Source organism: Anaerosalibacter bizertensis, assembly GCF_009696605.1.
In the GTDB taxonomy this organism is placed as follows: Bacteria; Bacillota; Clostridia; order Tissierellales; family Sporanaerobacteraceae; genus Anaerosalibacter; species Anaerosalibacter bizertensis.
The window spans coordinates 91,175-116,243 of the sequence record NZ_VULR01000007.1; the positions used below are offsets into that span (position 1 = coordinate 91,175).

Below are 25,069 nucleotides of genomic sequence, written 5' to 3' on the forward strand. Positions count from 1 at the left end.
TGTGGAAGAAGTTAGAGAATTAGAGTATACTGGAAAACTTTTCTGTGGCATTATTAGCTCTAATTTTGGGAAGAAGTATGTAACACCCCTTAAAAAACTTGTCAATAATGTATTACATGATGAGGGAGCACTAATATATGTGTATAATGAAAAAAAAGATAAGCCTGATTTAAAAAGTATGGGGAAGTATTTTAAAATAGATATGGAAGAGAAATATAAAAATGGACAATTAACTTTTGTATGTTCAGAAGAAAAGTTTTTAGATAATGGATTGCTTTCATTAGATAAAATAATAGATTTTTATGAAAAAGAAATAGACAGTTATAAGGAAAAAGGATTTGAAAAGATAATAGTTTATACTACAAGGGACAGTTTTTATACTTCTCGTGTAAAAGGGGAAGAGCTATGTACCCTTCATAAAAAAATGAAAAAGATCTGTAGACAAAAAAATATAATGGTAGTTATTAAATATATAATTGATGATTTTCATGAAAAAGATTTTTTAAGTCTTATCACTCTTCATGATTTATTTGTTCTAGAAGATTCTAGTGGTGGAAATGTATATACTTATTTAGAACTTATAAAAACTTCTCTTATTAACTTATCCATAAGACAAAGGCAACAAGAAGAATATGAAAGGGAACTAAAGAGAATTGAAAACTTAAAGACTTTGGGAGAACTATCTGAAAGTATGTCCCATGACTTTAACAATATATTAGCAACTATTGTAGGATTTTCACAGATGTGTTTGCTGAAAGAAAAAGATGAAGAAGTAAAAAAATATCTAAATACTATATATAAGACTGCCCTTGATGGAAAAGCTATGATGAATAAAATACAAAGCTATATAAAGGGTAGTTATAATGCTAAAAAAGAAATACATGGGTTAAATGATTTGGTTAAAGACAGTGTAGATATGATCGATCATGGTGTCATTGAAATGGATAGGAAAAACACAGGAGATGTAAAACTTATAAAAGAATTAAATTCAAGAAAATATATATATTGCAATGAATTTGAAATAAGACAGGTAATATTAAATATACTATTAAATGCTGTTGATTCTATAACATATGATGGAGTTGTTAAAATAAAGACCTATGACAAAGGTGAAGATAGTTACATAGAAGTAGAAGATACAGGAATAGGGATCGAAGAAGATATGTTAGAAAAAATATTTGATCCTTTCTTTACTACCAAAGGAGAACATGGAACGGGTTTAGGACTAAACATTGTTAAAAAAGTATTAAACGAACATTGTGCAGATATAAAAGTAGAAAGCCAAGTAAATAAAGGTAGCAAGTTTACCATAATATTCCCTAGTACTACGAAGGAACAGTTAAAAGTAGCAGAAGAGGAAGAAGAATATAAGACTGCTGCAAATATTTTAGTGGTAGATGATAAATATATTGTAGCAAAATCTATAAAAGAACTTGTTTCCCTATTGAATATGAATGCAGATGTAGAGACTAGGGGAGAAAAGGTTATGTCAAGACTTTCAGAAAAAGAATATGACCTCATAATATGTGACTATTCTATGCCATATAAAAATGGAATTGAGGTTTCACAAAAGGTAAAAAAAGAATATCCTAATAAACCTTTTATACTTTTAACGGGATTTGTAGATGATATTGTAGAAAATTGTGATACTATCGATTATATATTGAATAAGCCTTGTACAGTAGAAGAATTATCAGATACTATTGGGAAAGCTTTAAAAATTGTTGATGTGGTTAAGAATAAAAGCTATAATATTAGTTAGAGAGTCAAAATAAATATAGGGAGGGATTATATGTTGCTTATAAAAAATGGTCGTATCCATACTATGGCCGGGGAAATAATTGAAAATGGAAGTATATTAATTGATGATGGAAAAATAGTAGAAATAGGCAAAGACCTTGTAGCACCATTGGACTCAGAAATTATAGATGCTGAGGGAAGAATGATAACTCCAGGATTTATAGATGCTCATTGTCATTTAGGAATGTGGGAAGATGGTATGGGATTTGAAGGTGATGACGGAAATGAATGGGTAGAACCAGTAACTCCCCATTTAAGAGCAATAGATGGAATAAATCCTATGGATATTAATTTTAAAGAAGCTTATATGGGAGGAGTAACTACAGCAGTTACAGGACCTGGAAGTGCCAATGTAGTTGGGGGACAATTTGTAGCTATTAAGACTTATGGAAAAAGGGTTGATGATATGATCATAAAAGAACCTGTGGCTATGAAAGTTGCCTTTGGAGAAAACCCAAAAAGGGTGTATGAAAGTCAAAAAAAATCCCCTATAACTAGGATGGCTACAGCAGCTAAATTGAGAGAAACATTATTTAAGGCGAAAGAGTACCTTAAACAGAAAGAAGAAGGGTTAGAAGATTCTTCTAAAATGCCAGAATATGATATGAAGATGGAGGCCATGATAAAGGTACTTAAAAAGGAAATACCACTTAAAGCTCACGCCCATAGGGCAGATGACATTTTAACAGCTATAAGAATAGCTAAAGAATTTGATGTAGATATAACTTTAGATCACTGTACTGAAGGCCATTTAATTGCAGATATATTAGCAGAAGAAGGGAAACCTGCTATAGTTGGACCATCTTTAACAGATAGATCTAAGATAGAACTTAGAAATCAAACCTTTGATACTCCTAAGATACTCCATGAAGCAGGAGTAAAAATTGCTATTATAACAGATTCTCCAGTTATTCCACTACAATATCTACCCCTTTGTGCAGGACTAGCAGCTAAGTCTGGATTAGATGAAGTAGAAGCCCTAAAAGCTATAACAATCAATCCAGCAGAGATAATAGGAATATCAGATAGGGTAGGAAGTTTAGAAGTAGGAAAAGATGCAGATATAGTTATATTTGATGGAAATCCATTAAAAGACATAGATTGTAAAACTTTTGCAACTATTATCGATGGAAAAGTAGTATATAGAAAGTAGGCTGCATAGCAAATTTTGAAGAGGAAATATATTAAGAGGTAGCTTTTTAAAAAGCTACCTCTTAATATATTTATAATTAGATTAAAAATGAAATTTTTTAATAATAGTAATTTATTTTGTTCCAAAAATGGTATAATATAAATAATATTGTAATCATATGGCTTTGTAGATTTGAAAATAAGAATATAAAACAACTTTTATTTAAATCTACAAAGCTAATAATATGATAGGAGAGAATATTATGAAAAAAATTTTAGGGTTAGTTTTTGCAATAATGTTTATTTTTACAACGACATCTTTTGCAAGTAATGAATATGAAATAGAGGAATATTTAAATTTTGATGTGGTAGAAAATAATAATGAAAATGAAAAGATTAAGATTAACGAACAACAAGAAAAAATTATTGATTTTTCTATTCAATCGGAGGACTTGAATGAAGAAGATAAGAAGATTAAAATCACTGAAGTAAAAAAATCTTTAGATGAATATATTAAAGAATCATATCCTGACCTAAATGATATTGATCAAAATCAATTGAAGACAGACATTTTAGAATATATTTATGAAAACAATATGGGACATGATCCAATGCCCCAATATTATCAAAGCGTTGATTCTTATATGAAAGTAGAGCAATATTTATTAAAATATGCAAATATAAATATTGATGACATGAAAGAAAAGTCTATGAATTATTTAGCAAGTAATATTGAAGATGTGGTTAAAAAAACAGGAATGGGTGAATTCCAAGTTAAAGAAATTATAGCTTCTTTAGCGTCTAATATTTCAACGGAAGATAATTATAATGATGAACAAAATTTAAAATTAATGAAATCAATTAATGAAAAACTAGGTGAATTTATAAAAGATGATGAAATCAGCTTAACAAAAGCTATTGAATATAATGAGTCAAAGGCTATGGCTTATGCGATAAAATGGGATGGATCTAAACGTAATCCTAATTATAGAGATTTTTCAGGTTCTGGTGGTGATTGTGCTAACTTTGTTTCTCAGTGTTTAAGAGCGGGAGGCATGAAATTTAAAGATGGAAAAGTAGATAATACTTCAGCTTGGTATTATAAAGGATATAATTTAAACCAGATATCTTCTACGTGGAGAGGAGCCAATATGTTTAGATGGCATTGGCAAGTAAGGGCAGGTAAATTTACTGATGTATCAGCATCGCAAACTAAATCAAATTTTAAAAAAGCTGTTTATGACAAAACCTATCAAGGTGATGCTATATCATTGGTTAATAGCAAGGGAGTAGCATATCATACAATATTTGTAAATAAGAGAAATACTTCAAAGTCTGACTTTTCATATGCGGCTCATTCTGATAGCAAAAATCATAATAGTCTTAAAGGAAGAGTTTCTGGAATAAGAATATATATATATTATTTGTAAATTCAAAAATTAGATTGTATTGAGTAAGATGGTTTTATATGTACGCCTTGTATAAGAATTAAAATAGAAGGTGATTAAATTGAAAAAAGTAGCATATTTTTTATTATCAATATTTTTATTTATGATTTTAATATATGTATATATAATGGATGTTAAAACTAGAGTTGATATAGTAGGTACGAACGAAGCTTTTGAAGTAGATACAAATACAAAGTTTTTTGTTCCTATAATAAAAACTAATGAAAAAGATAAAGTGAAAGTAGCTAAAATATTATTTTCGAAATATATAGAATATACATTTAAAAATATAGATATGCAAGAGGGTGCAATTAATCCACTTAAAGATTATAAAATTGAAAAGGTAGAGTTTATACAGGACTTAGAGGATAAAAGCTTTGAGACTTTTATAACATATGACTTACAAGCTAAAGATGGATATATAGATTATTGTACTGTAGGTAATGGTATAGAAAATAAAAATAATTGGGTTAAGGGAAATAGAATTATAATAAATATTAGACAATTAGATAAAGATAAATATACAATCTGTCATATGTCAAGTAGGGTTAGATGAAGTAGAAGCACTAAAAGCTATAACTATTAATCCAGCAGAGATAATAGGAATATCAGATAGGGTAGGAAGTTTAGAAGTAGGAAAAGATGCAGATATAGTTATATTTGATGGAAATCCATTAAAAGATATAGACTATAAAACTTTTGCAACTATTATCAATGGAAAAGTAGTATATAAAGGATAAATATTATTGACATAAATACTATTTATATATATAATGTAATTGAGATTAAATATAATCTTCAGGGCGAGGTGCAATTCCTCACCGGCGGTTATAGCCCGCGAGCCAAGAGTTTTTTGGCTGACTTGGTGAAAATCCAAGGCCGACAGTTAAAGTCTGGATGGGAGAAGATTTATACTTAAATGTGATGCGAGTATATTTTTGCCCCGAAGGTTATCCTTCGGGGTTTTTTGAATCCTTTCTGAGTCCCTGAAGAAATACTAAACTTGGAGGGATTTTATTATGGAGTTAAAAAGAGAAAAAGGTAAAATGTCAACTAGGATGTTAACTAAGGTAGGAGTATTATCAGCTATTGCATTTATATTGATGTTAATAGAGTTTCCGCTATGGTTTGCACCACCATTTCTAAAAATGGATTTGAGTGAAGTTCCAGCACTTATGGGTGCATTTGCACTAGGACCTGTAGCAGGAGTTCTGATAGAGCTTATAAAAAATATCTTGAATGTGGCTATAGAGGGAACAAGTACTGGAGGAGTAGGAGAACTTGCAAATTTTGTTGTAGGAAGTATATTTGTATATACAGCAGGATATATATACCACAAAAATAAAAATATTAAGAATGCAATTATAGGAATGATTGCAGGAACTATAGCTATGACTATTGCTATGGCTGTTGCCAACTACTATGTAATGATACCATTCTATGCTAAGTTATTTGGAATGCCATTAGACAAGATTGTAGCTATGGGAAGTGCAGTTAACAAATATGTAGTAGATTTTAAATCACTTATAATCTATGCAGTAGTTCCTTTCAATATATTAAAAGGTGTAATAGTTACATCAATTACATTCCTTCTATACAAAAAAGTATCACCAATACTTCATAAATAAATTATAGGGCTGTCCTTTTGGACAGTCTTATTTTATTCAATATATTAAAAAAATTAGGGTAATATAATAAATGGGATTGGAAAAAATAATATTTATTAAGGAGATGAAAGCTCATATGAAAAAACAAAAGAAAAAACAGATTCAGTTTCCTACAGCTTTTACAGTTCTATTTATTGTTTTAATATTGGCTGCTATATTGACTTATATAGTCCCTGCAGGACTTTATTCAAGATTAGAATATAATGTAGAAGAAAATGTTTTTAAAGTAGAAGATCACAAAGGAGAAATAAGCACCCTTCCAGCTACTCAAGAAACTTTAGATAGATTGAATATTAAAATGAATATAGACAAATTTTTGAGTGGAAGTATTAAAAAACCTATTGCAATTCCAGGTACCTATGAAAGAATAGAGCAATCACCTCAAGGTATATTGCCTATTATTATGTCTCCTATTCAGGGAGTAATGGATACTGTTGATATTATGGTTTTCGTATTGATACTTGGAGGTATTATAGGTTTGATCAATAAGACTGGTACCTTTGATGCAGGTATTGCAGCATTGTCAAGAAAGACTAAAGGAAAAGAATTTTTATTAGTAATATTTGTCTCTGCCTTAATAGCAGTAGGTGGTACTACCTTTGGATTAGCAGAAGAAACCATAGCTTTATATCCTATACTTATGCCTATATTCATAGCAAGTGGTTATGATGCTATAGTATGTATCGCAGCTATATATATGGGTTCTTCTATTGGTACTATGTTTTCAACTGTAAATCCTTTTTCTGTAGTAATAGCTTCAGATGCTGCAGGAATATCTTTTAGTGAAGGGCTTACGTTCCGTATTATAAGTTTAGTGTTAGCCATGATTATAACACTTATATATATCTATAGATATGCCAATAAAGTTAAAAAAGATCCAAAGAATTCATTAATTTATGATGATATGGAAAATATAGAGAAAAAGTTTTTAGAAGATTATGATCCTGATAATGTAGTTCCATTTAATTGGAGAAGAATTTTAATACTGATTGTATTCTTAGCTGCATTTCCAGTTATGGTGTGGGGTGTATCTACAGGTGTGTGGTGGTTTCCTGAAATGTCCGGCCTATTTTTAGCAGTAACATTTATAATTGCATTTTTATCAGGACTTTCTGAAAAAGAGGCTGTTAATACATTTTTAGACGGTGCAGCAGATTTAATAGGGGTTGTCCTTATTATTGGTGTTGCAAGGGCTATAAATATAGTAATGGATAACGGAATGATATCCGATACATTACTTCATTATACATCATCAATTATTGAAAATATGAATAGAGGTCTTTTTGCAGCAGTCCAAATGATACTATTTAGTTTCCTCGGATTTTTCATACCATCTTCATCAGGTTTGGCTACATTATCCATGCCTATCATGGCACCTTTAGCAGATACAGTAGGCATATCAAGAGCTGTTGTAGTTACTGCATATAATTGGGGTCAAGGTTGGATGGCATTTATCACTCCAACAGGACTGATTTTAGCAACCCTTGAAATGGTAGATGTAACTTATAATAAATGGTTGAAATTTATACTTCCACTAATGGGCATAATAGGGGTGTTTTCCATTTTAATGCTTGCTCTACAAACGATATTATAGGATAATAAATATTAAAGAAAGGGTGATTTGTCATGGATCAAATTATTGAAAGATTTAAAAGGTATATTGCTATAGATACTAAATCTGATGAAAATAGCAAAACTTGTCCGAGTACACCAGGCCAATTAGAACTTGGAGCTTTATTAGTAGAAGAACTAAAAGAATTGGGAATTGAAGATGCAAAGCAAGATGAAAATGGATATGTATATGGAACACTTAAATCGAATACAAATAATGATGTTCCTACAATAGGCTTTATATCCCATCTAGATACTAGCCCAGATTTAGATGGTAAATGTACAAATCCACAGATTTTAACATATGAAGGCGGAGATATTAAACTAAATGATAAGTATAGTATAAAAGAGGAAGAATTTCCTTTCTTAAAAGAGCTTGTAGGCAAGGAGCTTATTACAACAGATGGAACAACACTACTTGGAGCTGATGACAAGGCAGGAGTTTCTGCAATTATGGATGCAATAGAATACTTAACCTTACATCCAGAGATTGAGCATGGGGATATTAAGATAGGATTTACTCCAGATGAGGAAATAGGTAGAGGAGCAGATTTATTTGATGTAAAAGGTTTTGGAGCGGACTTTGCCTATACTGTAGATGGAGGGCCAGTTGGTGAATTAGAATATGAAAACTTTAATGCAGCAAGTGTTAGAATAGAAATTCAAGGAAAGAATGTTCACCCAGGTTCAGCAAAAAATATAATGATTAATTCTCTTAGAGTAGCTATGGAAATTGAGAATATGTTGCCAGTAAACGAAAAACCAGAGTATACAGAAGGTTATGAAGGTTTTTACTTGCTAGACGATATCAATGGAAGTGTAGATTATACTGTAGTTAATTACATTATTAGAGATCATTCTATGGAAAAATTTGAACAGAAGAAAACATATATTAGAAAAGTTGTAGGTTTTTTAAATGATAAATATGGGGATATAATAAATATAGAAATTGAAGATAGCTATTATAACATGAAAGAAAAAATAGAACCCCATATGGAAATAGTTGAACTTGCTAAAAAGTCTATGTTGGATATTGGAGTTGAACCTGATATTAAACCTATTAGAGGAGGTACAGATGGAGCAAGACTTTCTTACATGGGTCTTCCTTGTCCAAATATTTTCACAGGTGGCTACAATTTTCACGGAAGATTTGAATTTATACCAACAGAATCTATGAAATTAGCATCTCAGCTAATAGTGAAGATTGCTGAAAATAATGCTAAAAAATAGTTAATGTATAAAACAAGGTGGTCTATTTCTAGGCCACCTTGTTTCATCCTATACTAATATTAATAATATAGCTTAAATAATTTGTAAATGCTATAATATAAGATAGTTTATTATTAATGGGAAGGTTGATTTAGATGGAAATTGTATTGAAAGGTTTAGAAGATACTGAAAAGTTTGGGTATAGACTTGGTAGTCTTCTTGAAGGTGGGGATATAGTTTGCCTTACTGGAGATTTGGGAGCTGGAAAGACTACTCTTACTAAATCTATTGCAAAAGGATTAGATGTAAAAGATTATGTCACTAGTCCTACTTTTGCCCTTATTAATGAATATAAGGGAAGGGTACCAGTATATCATTTTGATGTTTATAGATTAGAAGGGATAGAAGATGTAATAGATTTAGGATTTGAGGAATACTTTTATTCTAAGGGAGTTACAATTATAGAATGGGGAGATAAAATTGAAAAGTTTCTTCCAGAAGATATTCTAACTGTTGAAATGAATAGAGGAAAAACTGATAATGAGAGAATAATTTCTATTTTTAGTAATGGAAAAAGAAGCGAAACAATAATAGAGGAGTTGAAGAAAAATTGAAGGTTTTAGCAATAGATACATCTAGTGTAGTAGCTACTTGTGCAGTATTAGATGAGGAAAAACTTTTAGGAGAATATACTTTAAATCAAGATATGACACATTCAGAAAGACTTATACCTATGATTAAAACATTGATGGATAGTCTAAAATTGAAGCCAGAAGATATAGATTTATTTGCTGGCTCAGTAGGACCAGGCTCCTTTACAGGGCTTAGGATTGGATTGGCTACTATTAAAGGATTAGCCCATGTAGTAGATAAATCTGTTATTGGAATATCTACATTGGAGGCTTTGGCGTTTAATGTACCTTTTGATGGAATTGTCATACCTATAATGGATGCCAGAAGGGATAGGGTATATACAGGTATATATAGATGGGAAAATGGAAAACTTCTCAATATAATGGAACCTACTATTTTAAATATAGATGAGCTTTTAGATATAGTAGATTCTAAATATGAAAAGGTATTATTTAATGGGGATGGCACCCTTGTTTTTAAAGATAGAATAGATGAAAAATTAAAGGATAAAGCATTATATGCTCCAATATCTTTAAATATGGCAAAGGCATCAAGTATAGGAGAACTAGCCCTTTTAAAATGGGAGGAAGGTTCTCAGGAAAACTATTTTAATTTATCCCCAGATTATTTAAGAGAATCCCAAGCACAAAGACAATTAAATGAAAAAAGGTAGTGATTTTATGGATGCATTAATAAGGGATATGACGGAAGTTGATATTGAAGATGTATTGGAAATAGAAAAAACTTCTTTTTCCAGCCCTTGGTCAAAAGATGCTTTTACGTTGGAAATAACTAAAAATACCCTTGCAAAATATATAGTAGCAGAAATGGATAATAAAGTAGTAGCTTATGGCGGTATATGGTTTATTATAGATGAAGGTCATATTACAAATATAGCTGTTCATGAAAAGTATAGAGGCCTTGGAATATCAAACAAAATTGTAGAAGGTCTTATAGATCTATGTATAGATAGAAGTATTAGAGCTATGACATTAGAAGTTAGAAAATCAAATGAGATAGCAAAATCATTATATAAAAAGTACGGGTTTAAAGAATGTGGAATTCGTCCAGGATATTATTCAGATGACAATGAAGATGCTATAATCATGTGGAAAACTATATAAAGGCAATTGGAGGTTAAAAAATGGAAAAAGATATTATAACTTTAGCTATAGAAACTTCCTGTGATGAAACTTCCTGTGCAGTTTTGAAAAATGGAAGAGAGGTTCTTTCAAATATAATCTCTTCTCAAATAGAAATACACAGAAAGTTTGGAGGAGTAGTTCCAGAAGTAGCTTCAAGAAAACATATTGAAAATATAAATATAATTATAGAAAAAGCTTTGAAAGAAGCCAATGTAGATTTTAAAGATATAGATATAGTAGGAGTTACACGTGGGCCAGGTCTTGTAGGGGCCTTACTTGTAGGGATATCTAGTGCCAAAGCTATAGCTTATGCATTAGATAAGCCTCTCATAGGGGTGAACCATATAAAAGGTCATATCTGTGCTAATTATATTGAACATAAAACACTAGAGCCCCCTTTTACTTGTTTAGTAGTATCGGGAGGACATACCTATTTAGTACAAGCTAACTCTTATACAGACTATGAACTAATAGGAAGAACTAGGGACGACGCAGCAGGAGAAGCCTTTGATAAAGTGGCTAGGTCCTTAGGCTTACCTTATCCAGGAGGACCGGTGATAGATAAACTTTCAAAAGTTGGAAATCCTAAAGCTATAGATTTTCCAAGACCATGTTTGGAAGAAAATAGTTATGATTTTAGTTTTAGCGGACTTAAAACTGCTGTTTTAAATTATTTAAATCAGATGAAACAAAAAGGGGAAGAAATAGTAGTTGAAGATGTAGCAGCCAGTTTTCAACAGGCAGCTATAGAAGTACTTGTTGAAAAAACTATAAGATTGGCAAAAGAGAGAAATAGTAAGACCATAGCATTGGCAGGTGGAGTAGCTGCAAATAAGGGTTTAAGGAATTTATTAGAGATAAGGGGAAATGAAGAAAGTATAGAAATAAAATATCCTTCCACAACCCTTTGTACAGATAATGCAGCTATGATTGGATCCTGTGCATATTTTAATTATATTAGTGGACAAAGTTCTGATCTAGGTTTGACAGTAGAGCCAAATTTAGAGCTAGATCAGAAATAATCAACAAATTATTCACATTTAAATTAGATATATTTGAGAAACAATGTGTATATTGTGGAAAAAGTAAAGAAAATAAGGAGACTAGAGGGGAAAAGCTGTGGATAAAACTGTGGACATTGTGAATAACTTGTGGATTTATTGGGGACAGTATTTATTTTTAGTCTTAGTCCTCTAAATTTATGAGTTCATCATAAAGCTTTTCTACTAGTCTTTGAGTTTCTTCTCTTTTTTCTGTCAATTCTTTCACTTTTTCAAGGTTATCATATATATTTGGATCAGATAGCTTTTCATCTATATTAACTATTTTTTCTTCATTTAATATAATTTGATTTTCCAATTCTGTAGCTTTCCTTTTTATTTTTCGTTTTTCTTCTATTTTTTTTCTTTCCTTCTTTTTTTCAAGTTTTATCTGTGTTTTAGTCTTAGTTTCTTCTTCCTCTACTTCTTCAATTTGGTTTTTCTTTTCTACATAATAGTCATAATTGCCTAAAAATTCTTCCATACCATCTTTAGATAATTCAAGTATTTTATCTGTTACTGTATTTAAAAAGTACCTATCATGGGATATAACAAATAATGTACCATTATAGTTTTTAAGAGATTCTTCCAATACTTCTTTAGAGTCAATATCTAAATGGTTAGTAGGCTCATCCATTAAAAGAAAATTGGCTTTAGAAAGCATTAGCTTGAGAAGGGCCAATCTACTCCTTTCTCCACCACTGAGATCTCCAACCTCCTTAAATATATCATCTCCAAAAAATAAAAACTGGCTTAAATAAGTTCTTATTTGATAATAGTCTAGTTTAGGATTTTCATCCCATATTTCATCTATAATAGTCTTGTCTAGATGTAAATCAGTCTGCTCTTGATCAAAGTATCCAATATTTACATGATGCCCCAACGTTATTTCTCCACAGGTAGGAGGCATATTGTTTAAGATGATTTTAAATAATGTAGTTTTTCCAATGCCATTTGGACCAATAAGTCCAACCTTTTCTCCCCTATATATATTAAAACTTACATCTTTAAATAGAGGAGTTTCATCAAAGGATTTTCCTAAATCTTCTACTGCTAAAACATCCCTACCACTTTTTATTTTAGGTTCAAATTTTAATTTTGTTTTTTTAGAATCAGCTAGGGGTTTGTCTATTCTTTTTATTTTATCCAACATTTTTTGCCTACTTTGGGCTTGTTTAATATATCTCTGGCCTCCATAGTTTAAAAAGCGTTTGATTATTTCTTCTTGTCGTTCTATTTCTTTTTGCTGATTTTCATATTGTCTTTTAAGTAGTTCCATTTCCACTTTTCTCTTTTTCATGAATTCAGTATAGTTTCCATTGTAGGTTTTTAGTTCTAGATTTTCTAAGTGGAATACTCTACTTACTACATTATCTAAGAAGTACCTATCATGGGAGATAATTAGAGCAGAACCTTTATATTCATTTAAAAATTTTTCTAACCAAGATATTGCTTCAATATCCAAATGGTTTGTAGGCTCGTCCAACAAAAGCAGATCAGGTTTTTGAAGAAGTAGTTCTGCTAAAGCTAATCTAGATTTTTGACCTCCACTTAAATTATTTACCTTCTTGTCCATATCTTCATCAGAAAAACCTAATCCTTTTAAGGTGCCTTTTATTTCACTTTTAAATCCATATCCATTTTGATTAGAAAATTGCTCTGATAGGTTGGAGTATTTTTCCATAAGATTTTGTAAGGTTTCTGAATCCCCTTTTTTTCCTTCTATACTTATTTTTTCTTCTAATATTCTTAGGTTTTTCTCCATTTCTATTAGATGCTCAAATACTTTTAAACATTCATTAAATACTGTATTTTTACTTTGGATTTGTGTATGTTGTTTTAAATAACCAATCCTTAAATTTTTTTGAGTATATATTTCCCCACCATCTTTGGGAATTTCTTTGGCTAATATATTGAATAGGGTAGTTTTTCCAGAACCATTTAAACCTACTAATCCTATTTTCTCTCCTTCATCTATAGAAAAGCTTATATCTTTTAAAATTTCTTTTGCAAGATAGAATTTAGATATATTATTACAAGATAAAATTATCATGATTTTTCCTCCTATACAAATAAGTTCAGTAAACTTATTCTATCAAAAAAAATAGTCCTATGAAAGATTAAGGACTATTTATTATCTAGTTCCATAGCCATGCTAGATAAAACTTTATCTACAAGGTCTATGTCACATTTATGTTCTGCTGTAAAATGGGTACAATTTTCACAGCTTTTCATATTGTTAATACAAGGGTCAACAGAAGATTGTATAGATGAATTTTCATCAGTTTTATATTCATCACAATATAAGGCGACTTTCATTAATTGCTCTTTACTAGCCATAGAATTCCTCCTTTATAATTTTCAAGATTATTGTTTGTAAAATAGGGTTTTAATATTCATTTTTCAAGTTAAATTAAGAAGGGGATATAAAATTGACACGTAAATAACAAATTGATATAATAAATAGGAAACAGTACTTTCTTTTAAAATTAAGCAAGAAAGGGAGTTTAAATATGGATAGAGAGTGTAAAGTTTCAATGACAGTCATAAGAAGACTTCCTAAATACTATAGATATTTAGGAGATTTAATAAATAAGGGAATAAATAGAATTTCATCTCAAGAACTAAGTAAATTAACAGGTTTTACAGCATCTCAAATAAGACAAGACTTAAATAATTTTGGTGGCTTTGGCCAACAAGGTTATGGCTACAATGTAGAAGAACTTCACAGACAAGTTGGTAAAATTCTAGGTCTTGATAGAGATTATAATACTGTAATAGCTGGTTCAGGAAACTTAGGCCAAGCAGTTGCAAATTATAAAGGATTTGAAGATGCAGGATTTAAAGTATTGTCTTTATTTGATAAAAATCCAAAGCTTATTGGATTAAAAATAAGAGAAGTTGAAATAAGAGACGTTGATTTAATGGAGCAATTCATAAGAGATAATGATGTAGAGATTGGTATTATAACTACACCAAAGGAAAATGCACAGGATATAGCAGATATTTTCATAAAGAGTGAAAGAATAAAAGGAATTTGGAATTTTGCTCCTGCAGATTTAAAAGTACCTGAACACATAGTAGTAGAAAATGTTCATTTAAATGAAAGTCTATTTACATTGTCTTATTTCTTAAAAAATTGTGATATCTATAATTCATAAAATAGTTTACGCTCACATAGAATGTATCATAGATGAAAATTTTTACATCAGAGTTGAAAAAATTAACAACTTGTGAATAAGGCGACAAAAAATTACTTTTTAATCGAATAATATTTTTTTAAAATATATTTTTTATGATGTAGAAATGCCTATATATCTGATATATAGCAGAATATATAGGCATTTCTGTGAAGCTGTATAAGAGAAAAAATAGTAGAACTATGTAAAAAAAGATAAATAATTAACAAATATGATGGAAAAAAACTTTCAAATGAATTATAATATAATTTGGATAATACTTAGCCAATATTACAGGGAGGGAAATATAATATGGATTTCACTTTAACTAAAGAGCAAGAAATGGTTAGAAATGTTATGAGAGAATTCGCTGTAAACGAAGTAGAACCAATTGCAGCGGATATTGACGAAACAGGAAGGTTCCCAAAGGAAAATGTGGAGAAAATGGCTAGAGCACATATGTTGGGCATACCTTTCCCAGAAGAATATGGTGGAGCTGGCGGAGACGAAATAGCTTACGCTATAGCTGTAGAAGAATTATCAAAAGTGTGTGCTACTACAGGAGTTATTTTATCAGCTCATACATCACTAGGTAGTTGGCCAATATACAAATTTGGTACAGAAGAACAAAAACAAAAATATTTAGTACCATTAGCAAAAGGAGAAAAATTAGGAGCTTTTGGTCTAACTGAGCCAAATGCAGGTACTGATGCGGCTGGACAACAAACGGTTGCAGTACTTGATGGTGATCACTATGTATTAAACGGTTCAAAGATATTTATTACTAACGGTGGACAGGCTGACACATATGTTATATTTGCTATGACTGATAGAACTAAAGGCACTAGAGGAATAAGTGCTTTCATAGTTGAAGCAGATACTCCAGGATTCAGCATTGGTAAGGTAGAAGATAAGTTAGGTATTAGAGGTTCAGCAACAACAGAACTTATTTTCCAAAATTGTAGAATTCCAAAAGAAAATCTACTTGGTGAAGAAGGCAAAGGATTTAAAATTGCAATGGCAACACTAGATGGTGGTAGAATTGGAATTGCTGCTCAAGCATTAGGAATAGCACAAGGTGCATTAGATGTAACTGTTGAATACTTAAAAGAAAGACAACAATTTGGTAGACCATTATCTAAATTCCAAGGATTACAATGGATGGTTGCAGATATGGAAACTGAAATTAACGCTGCTAGATTATTAGTTTACAGAGCGGCATTTAACAAAGCTAACGGACTTCCATACAACAAGGAAGCAGCTATGGCTAAATTATTTGCAGCAAATACAGCTATGAGTGTAACTACAAAATGTGTTCAATTACACGGTGGATATGGATACACTAAAGACTATCCAGTTGAAAGAATGATGAGAGACGCTAAGATAACTGAAATATATGAAGGTACATCTCAAGTACAACAAATGGTTATTGCAGCAAACTTATTAAGATAATTAACAATTTAAAGGAGGAGGAAATTATGAAGATCATAGTATGTTTAAAACAAGTTCCTGATACAAATGAAGTAAAAATTGATCCAGTTAAAGGAACTTTAATCCGTGAAGGAGTTCCAAGCATAATAAATCCTGATGATAGAAATGCTTTAGAAGAAGCATTAAGAATAAAGGATGAAAATCCAGATACAATAGTAACAGTTGTAAGCATGGGGCCACCTCAAGCAGATGTAGCTTTAAAAGAAGCATTAGCTATGGGTGCTGACGATGCAATACTTTTAAGTGACAGAGCATTTGCTGGTTCTGACACTTGGGCAACATCAACTGCAATAGCAGACGCAATTAAGGAAATTGGTGATTACGACATTATATTATGTGGTAGACAAGCTATTGACGGGGATACAGCACAAGTTGGTCCACAAATTGCAGAACATTTAGGTTTACCTCAAATCACTTATGTAGAAGATTTAGAAGTAAAAGAAGGAAAAGTTGTAGCTAAAAGAGCTTTAGAAGATGGATATTATGTAGTTGAAAGTGAACTTCCAGTACTTTTAACTGCAATTAAAGAATTAAACGAACCTAGATATCCTTCAATAAAAGGTATCTACAAAGCATATAGAGAAGAAGATAGAGTTAAAGTATGGTCAGCTAATGACTATAATGTAGATAGAGAAAATATTGGACTTGACGGTTCACCAACTGAAGTAAGCAAATCTTTCACTCCACCTGGAAGAGATTCAGCATGTGAAATCTTAGAAGGTAATGGAAAAGAAGCTGCTAGACAATTAGTAGTAAGACTTAAAGAAAGAAAGATTATATAAACTTACGGACGGATAACATCTAATATAAAGGAGGATTTAGCTATGGCAATAAAAGTCATAAAAGAAAAATGTGTTGGCTGTGGAGCTTGTGTTACAGTTTGTCCAGCAGATGCAATTAATATGATAGATAAAAAAGCTGTTATAACAGATAAATGTATAGCATGTGGTGCTTGTATCAATAAATGTCCTGTAAAAGCTATTTATAAAGAAAGCACAAAAAATGGCGGAGTAAACGTTGATGATTACAGAGGCGTTTGGGTATTTGCAGAACAAAGAGAAGGAAAAACTCTTAATGTTGTTAGAGAATTATTAGGTGAAGGAAGAAAAATTGCAGACGAATTAGAAACAGAACTTTCTGCAGTTTTACTAGGCCATAACATGGAAGAAGAAGCTGACCTATTAATTAAATATGGTGCAGATAAAGTAATCTATGTAGATGACGAACTTCTTGATGTTTATACAACTGATGGCTATTCAAAAGTTATATTTGACTTAATTGAAGAAAGAAAACCAGAAATTCTATTAATAGGAGCTACAAATATAGGAAGAGATTTAGGTCCTAGACTATCAGCAAAAGTTCATACAGGACTTACAGCTGACTGTACAAGATTAGATGTAGACAAAGAAAACAGACGTCTTATGATGACTCGTCCAGCTTTTGGTGGAAACCTAATGGCTACAATTCTTTGTCCAAAACACAGACCTCAAATGTCAACAGTTAGACCTGGAGTTATGGAAAAAGCAAAACTTCATGAAGACCATGAAGGAGTTGTAGAAGTAGTTAAACCAAACTTAAAAGCTGAAGATATTAAGGCTAAAGTTGTAGAAGTTGTTAAGAGTGACAAACCAGTAGTTGCATTGGAAGAAGCTCCAATCATTGTATCTGGTGGTAGAGGATTAGGAAACGAAGAAGGATTTAAGCTAATTGAAGAATTAGCTGAAAAACTAGGCGGAGTAGTAGGAGCAAGCCGTGCTACAGTAGATACTAACTGGATTGACCATTCACATCAAGTAGGTCAAACAGGAAAAACTGTAAGACCAGGACTTTATGTAGCTTGTGGTATTTCAGGAGCTATCCAACACTTGGCAGGTATGCAAGATTCTAAATGTATAGTAGCTATAAACAAAGATGCAAATGCTCCAATATTCGAAGTAGCTGACTATGGTATAGTTGGAGACTTATATGAAGTAATACCAGAATTAATCCAAGCATTAGACAATGTAGACGACATAATGGAAGCTGTAAAATCCCTTTCAGAAAATTAATCATATAAATGAGACAAAGGCTAGCCTTTGTCTCATTTTCATTTGTATTTTCAACATGATTCTTGCAATTAAAGGAAATGAGTGTTAAAATATAATTAATTAGTGAGCTTATTCTAGGTCTAGTGAATTAGGGAAGCTTGCTAAAAGAAAACGATTTCAAGATAAAATTAAAGGGACTTATTGTATATTAAAGGAGGTCATTTCAATGGCAAAGGAAAATTTAAATCCATTAGAAAGTGCTCAAAGACAAGTTAAGGCAGCATGTGACAAATTAGGATTAGACCCATCTGTATACGAAATATTAAAAGAACCTAAAAGATTTATTGAAATCTCAATTCCTGTTAAAATGGACGATGGTTCTGTAAAAACTTTTAAGGGGTATCGTTCAGTACATAACGATGCTATAGGACCAGCAAAAGGTGGAGTAAGATTCCATCCAAATGTAGATCCAACTGAAGTAAAAGCATTATCAGTGTGGATGACATTTAAATGTTGTGTAACAGGCATTCCTTATGGCGGAGGAAAAGGTGGAATAACAGTAGACCCTACAGAATTATCTAAAGGGGAACTAGAAAGACTTGCAAGAGGTTATATAGCAGGCATGAACAAATATCTAGGTGAAAAAATAGATATTCCAGCTCCAGACGTAAATACTAATGCTCAAATAATGGCATGGATGGTTGATGAATATAGTAAATTTGCAGGCCATGATGCCTTAGGCGTTGTAACTGGTAAACCAGTTGAATGGGGTGGATCGAAGGGTAGAAATGAAGCTACAGGTCTTGGAGTAGCTGTTATTGCAAGAGAAGCTGCTAAAAAACTTGGACTTGAAATGAATGGAGCAAAAGTAGCTGTTCAAGGATTTGGAAATGTAGGTTCTAATACAGTTAGAAATTGCCAAAGACAAGGTGCTAAAGTTATAGCTGTTGGAGAATGGGCACCTAAGAAGGGAACTTATGCTATTTACAATGAAAATGGCCTAGACTATGATGATATGGCTGCATATGTTGAAGAACATGGCAACTTAGTTGGATATCCAAATGCAAAAGAAATATCTCTTGATGAGTTCTGGGAATTAGAAGTAGATATTATGATTCCTGCAGCTCTTGAAAATGCTGTTACTGCTGAAGTAGCAGAAAAAATCAATGCTAAGCTTGTATGTGAAGCTGCAAATGGTCCACTTACAACAGATGCAGATGAAGTATTTGAAAAAAGAGGAATCACTGTTACTCCAGATATCTTAACTAATGCTGGTGGAGTTACAGTATCTTATTTCGAATGGGTACAAAACTTGTACGGATATTATTGGGAAGAAGACGAAGTAATAGAAAAAGAAGAAATTGCTATGGTTAACGCATTTAATGATATATGGGCAATTAAAGAAGAACATGATGTAACTATGAGGCAAGCTGCTTATATGCACTCAGTTAAAAAAGTTGCAGATGTAATGAAATTAAGAGGATGGTATTAATAAATCCCTAATATAAAAAGGCTGGTGAATTTTCACCAGCCTTTTTTATATTATAGTAAATTTATAATTTGTAATTTAAAATTGGCGTGAAAATGCCTATATTAGGGTATCATATAGGTAAATGCAAAATTACAGAAAGGTGGATATTATGAAATACAATATAATGGAAGGCAATAATAAAGTTATAATAGAAGGGATTAAAGATTTTGACCCTGTACATATATTTGAATGTGGTCAATGTTTTAGATGGAATAAAGAAGATGACAATAGCTTTACTGGAGTGGCTTTTGAAAGAGTATTGAATGTTAAAAGTGAAGATGATAAAATTATACTGTCCAATACCAATTTAGAAGATTTTAATAATATTTGGTATAACTATTTTGATTTAGAAAGAGACTATGGTGAAATGAAAGAAGAACTTTCAGAAGATGAAATACTTAAGGAAGCAGTTAAATTCGGTAGTGGTATTAGAATATTAAAACAAGAACCTTTTGAAACACTTATATCCTTTATTATTTCTGCTAACAATGCAATACCTAGAATTAAATCTTCTATTGAACGTTTAAGTAAAAGATATGGTAAGTATATAGGAGAGTACAACGGCAAAGATTATTATGCTTTTCCTACTGCTGGAGCCTTATCTAAGGTAGATGTAGAGGAATTAAAGGAAACTAAAATAGGATTTAGAGCAAAATATGTATCCAGTGCAGCTAAAAGGGTGTACAATGGTGAGGCAGATTTAAATGATATAAAAACCTTAGACACAGATGAAGCAAGGGAAAAACTTATGGAATTTCAAGGAGTTGGACCAAAGGTATCAGACTGTATACTATTATTTGCTATGGAAAAATATGATGCATTCCCTATAGATGTATGGGTTAAAAGGATTATGGAATATTTTTATTTAAAAGAAGATACTAGCATGAAAAAAATACAAAGATATGGAGAGGAAAAATTTAAAGATTTAGCAGGATTTGCACAACAGTATCTATTTTACTATGCTAGGGAGCTTGGAATTGGTAAAAAGAAAAAATAAGGGTGAAATAAATGTATAAGATTTTAGTAGTTGAAGATGATGAAAAGATTTTAAAACTTACAAAAGATAGACTATATACTGTTGGGCGGATAGAAATTTAAGCCTTTGGAGAACTTGTAAGACTAGTTTACACTTTATTTACTAATGGTCTTGTAGTTATGGCAGGATATTTAGTATTTCAAATAGTATATTTCCTTGTAATAAGGGGTATATATATAAACCAAGTAAAATATAATTAGATGGATAATAAAAAAATTCCTGGAACTCCAGGAATTTTTTTATTTCATTAACATAGTATAGAAAACAATATATAGGGTATACGAATAAAAAGGAAGGTAATTAATGAAAAAATAAGATATTTAGCTATTTTTATTAAATAATAGGATTATAGCCATAAAAACCCTAAATTTGAGACTTGATTACTAAAAACATATTAAGTAACATATAAACTGTAAGTATTAGCACTCATAAGAGTCGAGTGCTAATAAAATTTCGGAATAAATGAATACTTGAATATAAGGAGGGCTAAGTATATGAATATTAAACCTTTAGGAGACAGAGTAGTTATTAAAATGATTGAAGTTGAGGAAAAAACTAAAAGTGGTATAGTACTTCCAAGCTCAGCAAAAGAAGAACCACAAATGGCAGAAATAGTTGCCATAGGACCAGATATTGAAAATGATGAAAAGAAAAGCAAACAAGTTAAATTAGGAGACAAGGTTATATTCTCCAAATATAGTGGAACTGAAGTAAAACTTGATAAAGAAGAATATACAATAGTAAAATTAAATGATATTTTAGCTGTTATTGAATAAAAAATTAAAGGAGAGTGAAAAAAATGGCTAAGGAAATTAAATTTGGTGAAGACGCACGTCGTTCAATGGAAAAAGGTATAAATAAACTTGCTAATACAGTTAAAGTAACCCTTGGACCAAAGGGAAGAAATGTTGTTTTAGATAAATCTTTTGGTGCACCACTAATAACTAACGATGGTGTAACAATTGCACGTGAAATAGAATTAGAAGATGCATATGAAAATATGGGAGCTCAACTTGTAAAAGAAGTTGCAACAAAGACTAACGATGTAGCTGGAGATGGAACAACTACTGCTACATTACTTGCTCAAGCTATAATCAGAGAAGGACTTAAAAACGTTGCTGCTGGAGCTAACCCAATGATCCTACAAAAAGGTATATATAAAGCTGTAGATACAGCAGTAGATGAAATTAGAAGATTTTCAAAGAAAGTTGAATCAAAAGAAGCTATAGCGCAAGTTGCTTCAATTTCAGCTGCAGATGAAGAAATAGGAAAACTTATAGCTGAAGCTATGGAAAAGGTAGGAAATGATGGAGTTATAACAGTTGAAGAATCAAGATCCATGGGAACTACTTTAGATGTAGTTGAAGGTATGCAATTTGATAGAGGATATCTATCCCCTTACATGGTAACAGATACTGAAAAAATGGAAGCGGAATTAGATGAACCATACATTTTAATAACTGACAAGAAGATTTCAAATATCCAAGAAATTCTTCCAATCTTAGAAGCAGTAGTTCAACAAAGCAAACCATTATTAATAATCGCTGAAGATGTTGAAGGCGAAGCACTAGCAACATTAGTTGTAAATAAATTAAGAGGAACATTCAATTGTGTAGCCGTTAAAGCTCCAGGATTTGGTGATAGAAGGACTGAAATGCTTAGAGATATTGCAATATTAACTGGTGGAACAGTTATCTCAGAAGAATTAGGATATGAATTAAAAGAAGCTACAATAGATATGTTAGGAAAAGCTAAAACAGTAAGAGTAGATAAAGAAAACACTACAATAGTTGATGGAGAAGGAAGCCAAGAAGAAATTGCAGATAGAGTAAATCAAATAAGAGCTCAATTAGAAGAAACAGAATCAGAATTTGATGCAGAAAAATTAGAAGAAAGACTTGCAAAACTTGCTGGTGGAGTAGCTGTAATTCAAGTAGGAGCTGCTACAGAAACTGAGCTTAAAGAAAGAAAACTAAGAATTGAAGACGCACTAGCTGCTACAAGAGCTGCAGTTGAAGAAGGAATAGTTCCAGGAGGAGGAACAGTTCTTGTTGACAGTATATCAGCTGTTGAAAAGTTATTAGACGAAACAGAAGGCGATGAAAGAACAGGAGTTAATATAATAGTTAGAGCATTAGAAGAACCTGTAAGACAAATAGCTACAAATGCAGGACTTGAAGGTTCAATAATAGTAGAAAAAGTTAAAGAAAGAGAAACTGGAGTTGGATTCGATGCACTAAGAGAAACCTATGCAAATATGATAGAAGAAGGTATCGTAGACCCAACTAAAGTTACTCGTTCAGCACTTCAAAATGCTGCTTCAGTAGCTGCAATGGTACTAACTACTGAAAGTGCAGTAGCAGATGTAAAAGAAGACGATGACATGGCAGCAGCAATGGCTGGCATGAACGGTGGAATGGGCGGCGGAATGCCAATGATGTAATATACATCAACAAAAACCTCTGAGGAAACTCAGAGGTTTTTTCTTTTCTAACTTACAAAATTGTAACCAAATTTAAACCTAATTGTAAGGTAAATATGCTATTATTTATTAACCAAATACAATTAGGGGGAATTTCTATGGCAGATAAGAAAACAGTATACAAACTTTTCAATATAATACCTATTTCAGTACTATTGATGATGTTAGTAGCGGGAAAAAGTGCAACTAAAAATATTTCTTTGAAAACTACTTCACTAATAGATAAAGAAAGACTTATACCAATACTTATGTACCATCATGTTGGAGCAGAAAATATAGAGACCAATAAAATAACAATAACTAATAAAAGATTTGAAGAAGATATAAGGTATTTAAAAGACAATGGATATACAGCTATATCCTTTAAAGAATTAGTTGACTATGTAAATAACGGGACAAGCTTACCAGAAAAACCTATAATAATAACCTTTGATGATGGACTTGATGATAATTATAAATACGCCTATCCTATTCTTAAAAAGAATCATATGAAGGCTACTATATTTGCAATAGGTTCTAGAATTGGCATAAAGAACTATAATAATGATCCAAGGTATTCTTACTTTACTTGGGAAGAAGCAAAAGAAATGTATGAAAGTGGAATCATAGAGATACAACCTCATTCCTATGATCTTCATTATTATAAAGAAAATTCTCACCATGGGGAAGGCGTACTTCCAATGGCTTTGGAAGATGAAAATTTCCATTATGATAGATTTTTAAAAGATACAGAAGAAGTTATAAAGCTTATTAAAACAAAGGTAGGATGTGACTCCTATGTCTATGCTTATCCTTATGGAAAATATAATTCAACAAATGAAAAAGTCTTAAAAGATTTAAATTTTAAAGTTACCCTTACTACAAAAAGCGAATATGCAGATATATCTAATGGATTATATGGACTTAAAAGAATAAATGTACCTAGCCACAAGAAGTTAGGTGAACTTTTAAAATATTAGATTAAAATTATTTTCATTTTACGCAGTATTTTTTAATTTTTTTACGTTTTGATTAATAGATAAAATATTATTATAATGTAGAGGTGTGCTATGAAAGAAAAAAATATAATTTATATTTTACTTACTTATAGTGGGTCTTTACTCTCTAAATGTATCAATATATATACTAAGGAACCTTATAGCCATGTTTCAATTGCACTTGATATTAATCTCAATGAACTCTATAGCTTTGGAAGACTAAACCCTTCCAATCCTATATTTGCAGGTTTTGTAAAAGAAGATATTTTTAATGGGACTTATGCTAGATTTCCTAATACAAGATGTGCATTATATTCTTTGGAGGTAAATGATATTCAATACAATAAACTGAAAAAAGAACTTCAAAAATTCAAACTAAATAAGCATAGATATGGTTACAATTTATTAGGACTGTTCGGTGTAATATTGAATAAGCCAATTGAAAGAGAATATAATTATTTCTGTTCCCAATTTGTGTCTGCTATATTAAACAATAGTGGAATATATTTATTTAATAAGCCTCCTGCTCTTGTATCACCTAGGGATTTTAGAAAGTGTAAAGAGTTAGAATTAATTTATGAAGGAAGGCTAAAAAGGTATAGCTATAGACAAGAATATCTTAGTGAAGTTTATCAATAAAGTACTTATAAGGAAGGAACTCT

The 25,069-nt window shown here is 31.2% G+C and carries 24 protein-coding genes and 1 riboswitch; of the genes, 22 read left to right on the forward strand and 2 right to left on the reverse strand.

All coding sequences use genetic code 11. The features are described 5' to 3' along the window. Position 1: 1 nt before the first annotated feature. The 12 genes from FYJ27_RS12755 to tsaD all read left to right on the forward strand — a co-directional run bounded on the left by FYJ27_RS12755 (position 2) and on the right by tsaD (position 11,666). Positions 2–1,762, forward strand: a complete 1,761-nt coding sequence (locus FYJ27_RS12755) for a hybrid sensor histidine kinase/response regulator (RefSeq protein WP_154484049.1) — start codon at positions 2–4, stop codon at positions 1,760–1,762. A gap of 30 nt (positions 1,763–1,792) precedes the next feature. After that, complete coding sequence (locus FYJ27_RS06510) at positions 1,793–2,953, forward strand: amidohydrolase (protein ID WP_154484050.1); 1,161 nt, start codon at positions 1,793–1,795, stop codon at positions 2,951–2,953. Positions 2,954–3,194: 241 nt separating this feature from the next. Then, positions 3,195–4,361, forward strand: coding sequence for an amidase domain-containing protein (locus FYJ27_RS06515; protein WP_195839097.1), 1,167 nt, complete (start codon positions 3,195–3,197; stop codon positions 4,359–4,361). A 79-nt stretch (positions 4,362–4,440) separates the two neighbouring features. After that, positions 4,441–4,935: a hypothetical protein gene (locus tag FYJ27_RS06520; protein ID WP_154484052.1), complete on the forward strand. Its 495-nt coding sequence runs from the start codon at positions 4,441–4,443 to the stop codon at positions 4,933–4,935. Next, entirely contained in the window at positions 4,913–5,119 is a 207-nt protein-coding gene (locus tag FYJ27_RS06525) for an amidohydrolase family protein (RefSeq protein WP_326831050.1), read from the forward strand. The genes FYJ27_RS06520 and FYJ27_RS06525 overlap by 23 nt, the downstream gene beginning before the upstream one ends. 50 nt (positions 5,120–5,169) lie before the next feature. Further along, positions 5,170–5,292: riboswitch (FMN riboswitch) on the forward strand. 106 nt (positions 5,293–5,398) lie between these two features. Next, positions 5,399–6,007 (forward strand): ECF transporter S component, encoded by a 609-nt coding sequence (locus tag FYJ27_RS06530; protein WP_154484053.1) that lies wholly within the window; start codon positions 5,399–5,401, stop codon positions 6,005–6,007. Positions 6,008–6,122: 115 nt separating this feature from the next. Next, the gene (locus FYJ27_RS06535) at positions 6,123–7,640 is read left to right on the forward strand and encodes a YfcC family protein (RefSeq protein ID WP_154484054.1); all 1,518 of its coding nucleotides are present in this window, start codon (positions 6,123–6,125) and stop codon (positions 7,638–7,640) included. A 32-nt stretch (positions 7,641–7,672) separates the two neighbouring features. Then, positions 7,673–8,887 carry a peptidase T gene (gene pepT, locus FYJ27_RS06540; RefSeq protein WP_154484055.1) on the forward strand — a complete coding sequence of 405 codons (1,215 nt, stop codon included), beginning with the start codon at positions 7,673–7,675 and terminating at the stop codon, positions 8,885–8,887. A 134-nt stretch (positions 8,888–9,021) separates the two neighbouring features. After that, positions 9,022–9,480, forward strand: coding sequence for a tRNA (adenosine(37)-N6)-threonylcarbamoyltransferase complex ATPase subunit type 1 TsaE (gene tsaE, locus FYJ27_RS06545; protein WP_154484056.1), 459 nt, complete (start codon positions 9,022–9,024; stop codon positions 9,478–9,480). Next, positions 9,477–10,172 carry a tRNA (adenosine(37)-N6)-threonylcarbamoyltransferase complex dimerization subunit type 1 TsaB gene (tsaB, locus tag FYJ27_RS06550; protein WP_154484057.1) on the forward strand — a complete coding sequence of 232 codons (696 nt, stop codon included), beginning with the start codon at positions 9,477–9,479 and terminating at the stop codon, positions 10,170–10,172. The genes tsaE and tsaB overlap by 4 nt, the downstream gene beginning before the upstream one ends. Then, positions 10,159–10,623 (forward strand): ribosomal protein S18-alanine N-acetyltransferase, encoded by a 465-nt coding sequence (gene rimI / locus FYJ27_RS06555; protein ID WP_226807314.1) that lies wholly within the window; start codon positions 10,159–10,161, stop codon positions 10,621–10,623. Before tsaB ends, rimI begins: the two co-directional genes overlap by 14 nt. A 20-nt stretch (positions 10,624–10,643) precedes the next feature. Beyond that, a complete protein-coding gene (gene tsaD, locus FYJ27_RS06560) occupies positions 10,644–11,666 on the forward strand; it encodes a tRNA (adenosine(37)-N6)-threonylcarbamoyltransferase complex transferase subunit TsaD (protein WP_154484058.1) in 1,023 nt (340 codons plus the stop codon). Between the two features lie 163 nt (positions 11,667–11,829). Here tsaD and FYJ27_RS06565 read toward each other — a convergent pair whose 3' ends face one another. Further along, on the reverse strand, positions 11,830–13,737 hold the full coding sequence (locus FYJ27_RS06565; protein WP_154484059.1) for an ABC-F family ATP-binding cassette domain-containing protein: 1,908 nt from the start codon (positions 13,735–13,737) through the stop codon (positions 11,830–11,832). Positions 13,738–13,811: 74 nt separating this feature from the next. Then, positions 13,812–14,024 (reverse strand): hypothetical protein, encoded by a 213-nt coding sequence (locus tag FYJ27_RS06570; protein WP_154484060.1) that lies wholly within the window; start codon positions 14,022–14,024, stop codon positions 13,812–13,814. A gap of 173 nt (positions 14,025–14,197) precedes the next feature. On the opposite strand from FYJ27_RS06570, the gene FYJ27_RS06575 reads away from it, so the two are divergent. From FYJ27_RS06575 to FYJ27_RS06620, 10 genes are all read left to right on the forward strand, one after another. After that, on the forward strand, positions 14,198–14,845 hold the full coding sequence (locus tag FYJ27_RS06575) for a redox-sensing transcriptional repressor Rex (RefSeq protein ID WP_154484061.1): 648 nt from the start codon (positions 14,198–14,200) through the stop codon (positions 14,843–14,845). 330 nt (positions 14,846–15,175) lie between these two features. Beyond that, a complete protein-coding gene (locus FYJ27_RS06580) occupies positions 15,176–16,315 on the forward strand; it encodes an acyl-CoA dehydrogenase (RefSeq protein WP_154484062.1) in 1,140 nt (379 codons plus the stop codon). 26 nt (positions 16,316–16,341) lie between these two features. Continuing rightward, on the forward strand, positions 16,342–17,136 hold the full coding sequence (locus tag FYJ27_RS06585) for an electron transfer flavoprotein subunit beta/FixA family protein (RefSeq protein ID WP_154484063.1): 795 nt from the start codon (positions 16,342–16,344) through the stop codon (positions 17,134–17,136). Between the two features lie 42 nt (positions 17,137–17,178). After that, positions 17,179–18,402 (forward strand): electron transfer flavoprotein subunit alpha/FixB family protein, encoded by a 1,224-nt coding sequence (locus tag FYJ27_RS06590; protein ID WP_154484064.1) that lies wholly within the window; start codon positions 17,179–17,181, stop codon positions 18,400–18,402. Between the two features lie 205 nt (positions 18,403–18,607). Then, positions 18,608–19,873, forward strand: a complete 1,266-nt coding sequence (locus FYJ27_RS06595) for a Glu/Leu/Phe/Val family dehydrogenase (protein ID WP_154484065.1) — start codon at positions 18,608–18,610, stop codon at positions 19,871–19,873. Between the two features lie 148 nt (positions 19,874–20,021). After that, positions 20,022–20,909, forward strand: a complete 888-nt coding sequence (locus FYJ27_RS06600) for a DNA-3-methyladenine glycosylase family protein (protein WP_154484066.1) — start codon at positions 20,022–20,024, stop codon at positions 20,907–20,909. A gap of 533 nt (positions 20,910–21,442) precedes the next feature. Further along, on the forward strand, positions 21,443–21,724 hold the full coding sequence (locus tag FYJ27_RS06605) for a co-chaperone GroES (RefSeq protein WP_154484067.1): 282 nt from the start codon (positions 21,443–21,445) through the stop codon (positions 21,722–21,724). 23 nt (positions 21,725–21,747) lie between these two features. Then, positions 21,748–23,391 (forward strand): chaperonin GroEL, encoded by a 1,644-nt coding sequence (groL, locus tag FYJ27_RS06610; RefSeq protein WP_154484068.1) that lies wholly within the window; start codon positions 21,748–21,750, stop codon positions 23,389–23,391. Between the two features lie 137 nt (positions 23,392–23,528). Further along, a complete protein-coding gene (locus FYJ27_RS06615; RefSeq protein ID WP_195839098.1) occupies positions 23,529–24,389 on the forward strand; it encodes a polysaccharide deacetylase family protein in 861 nt (286 codons plus the stop codon). Positions 24,390–24,479: 90 nt separating this feature from the next. Then, a complete protein-coding gene (locus FYJ27_RS06620) occupies positions 24,480–25,046 on the forward strand; it encodes a hypothetical protein (protein WP_154484070.1) in 567 nt (188 codons plus the stop codon). Positions 25,047–25,069 lie beyond the last annotated feature (23 nt).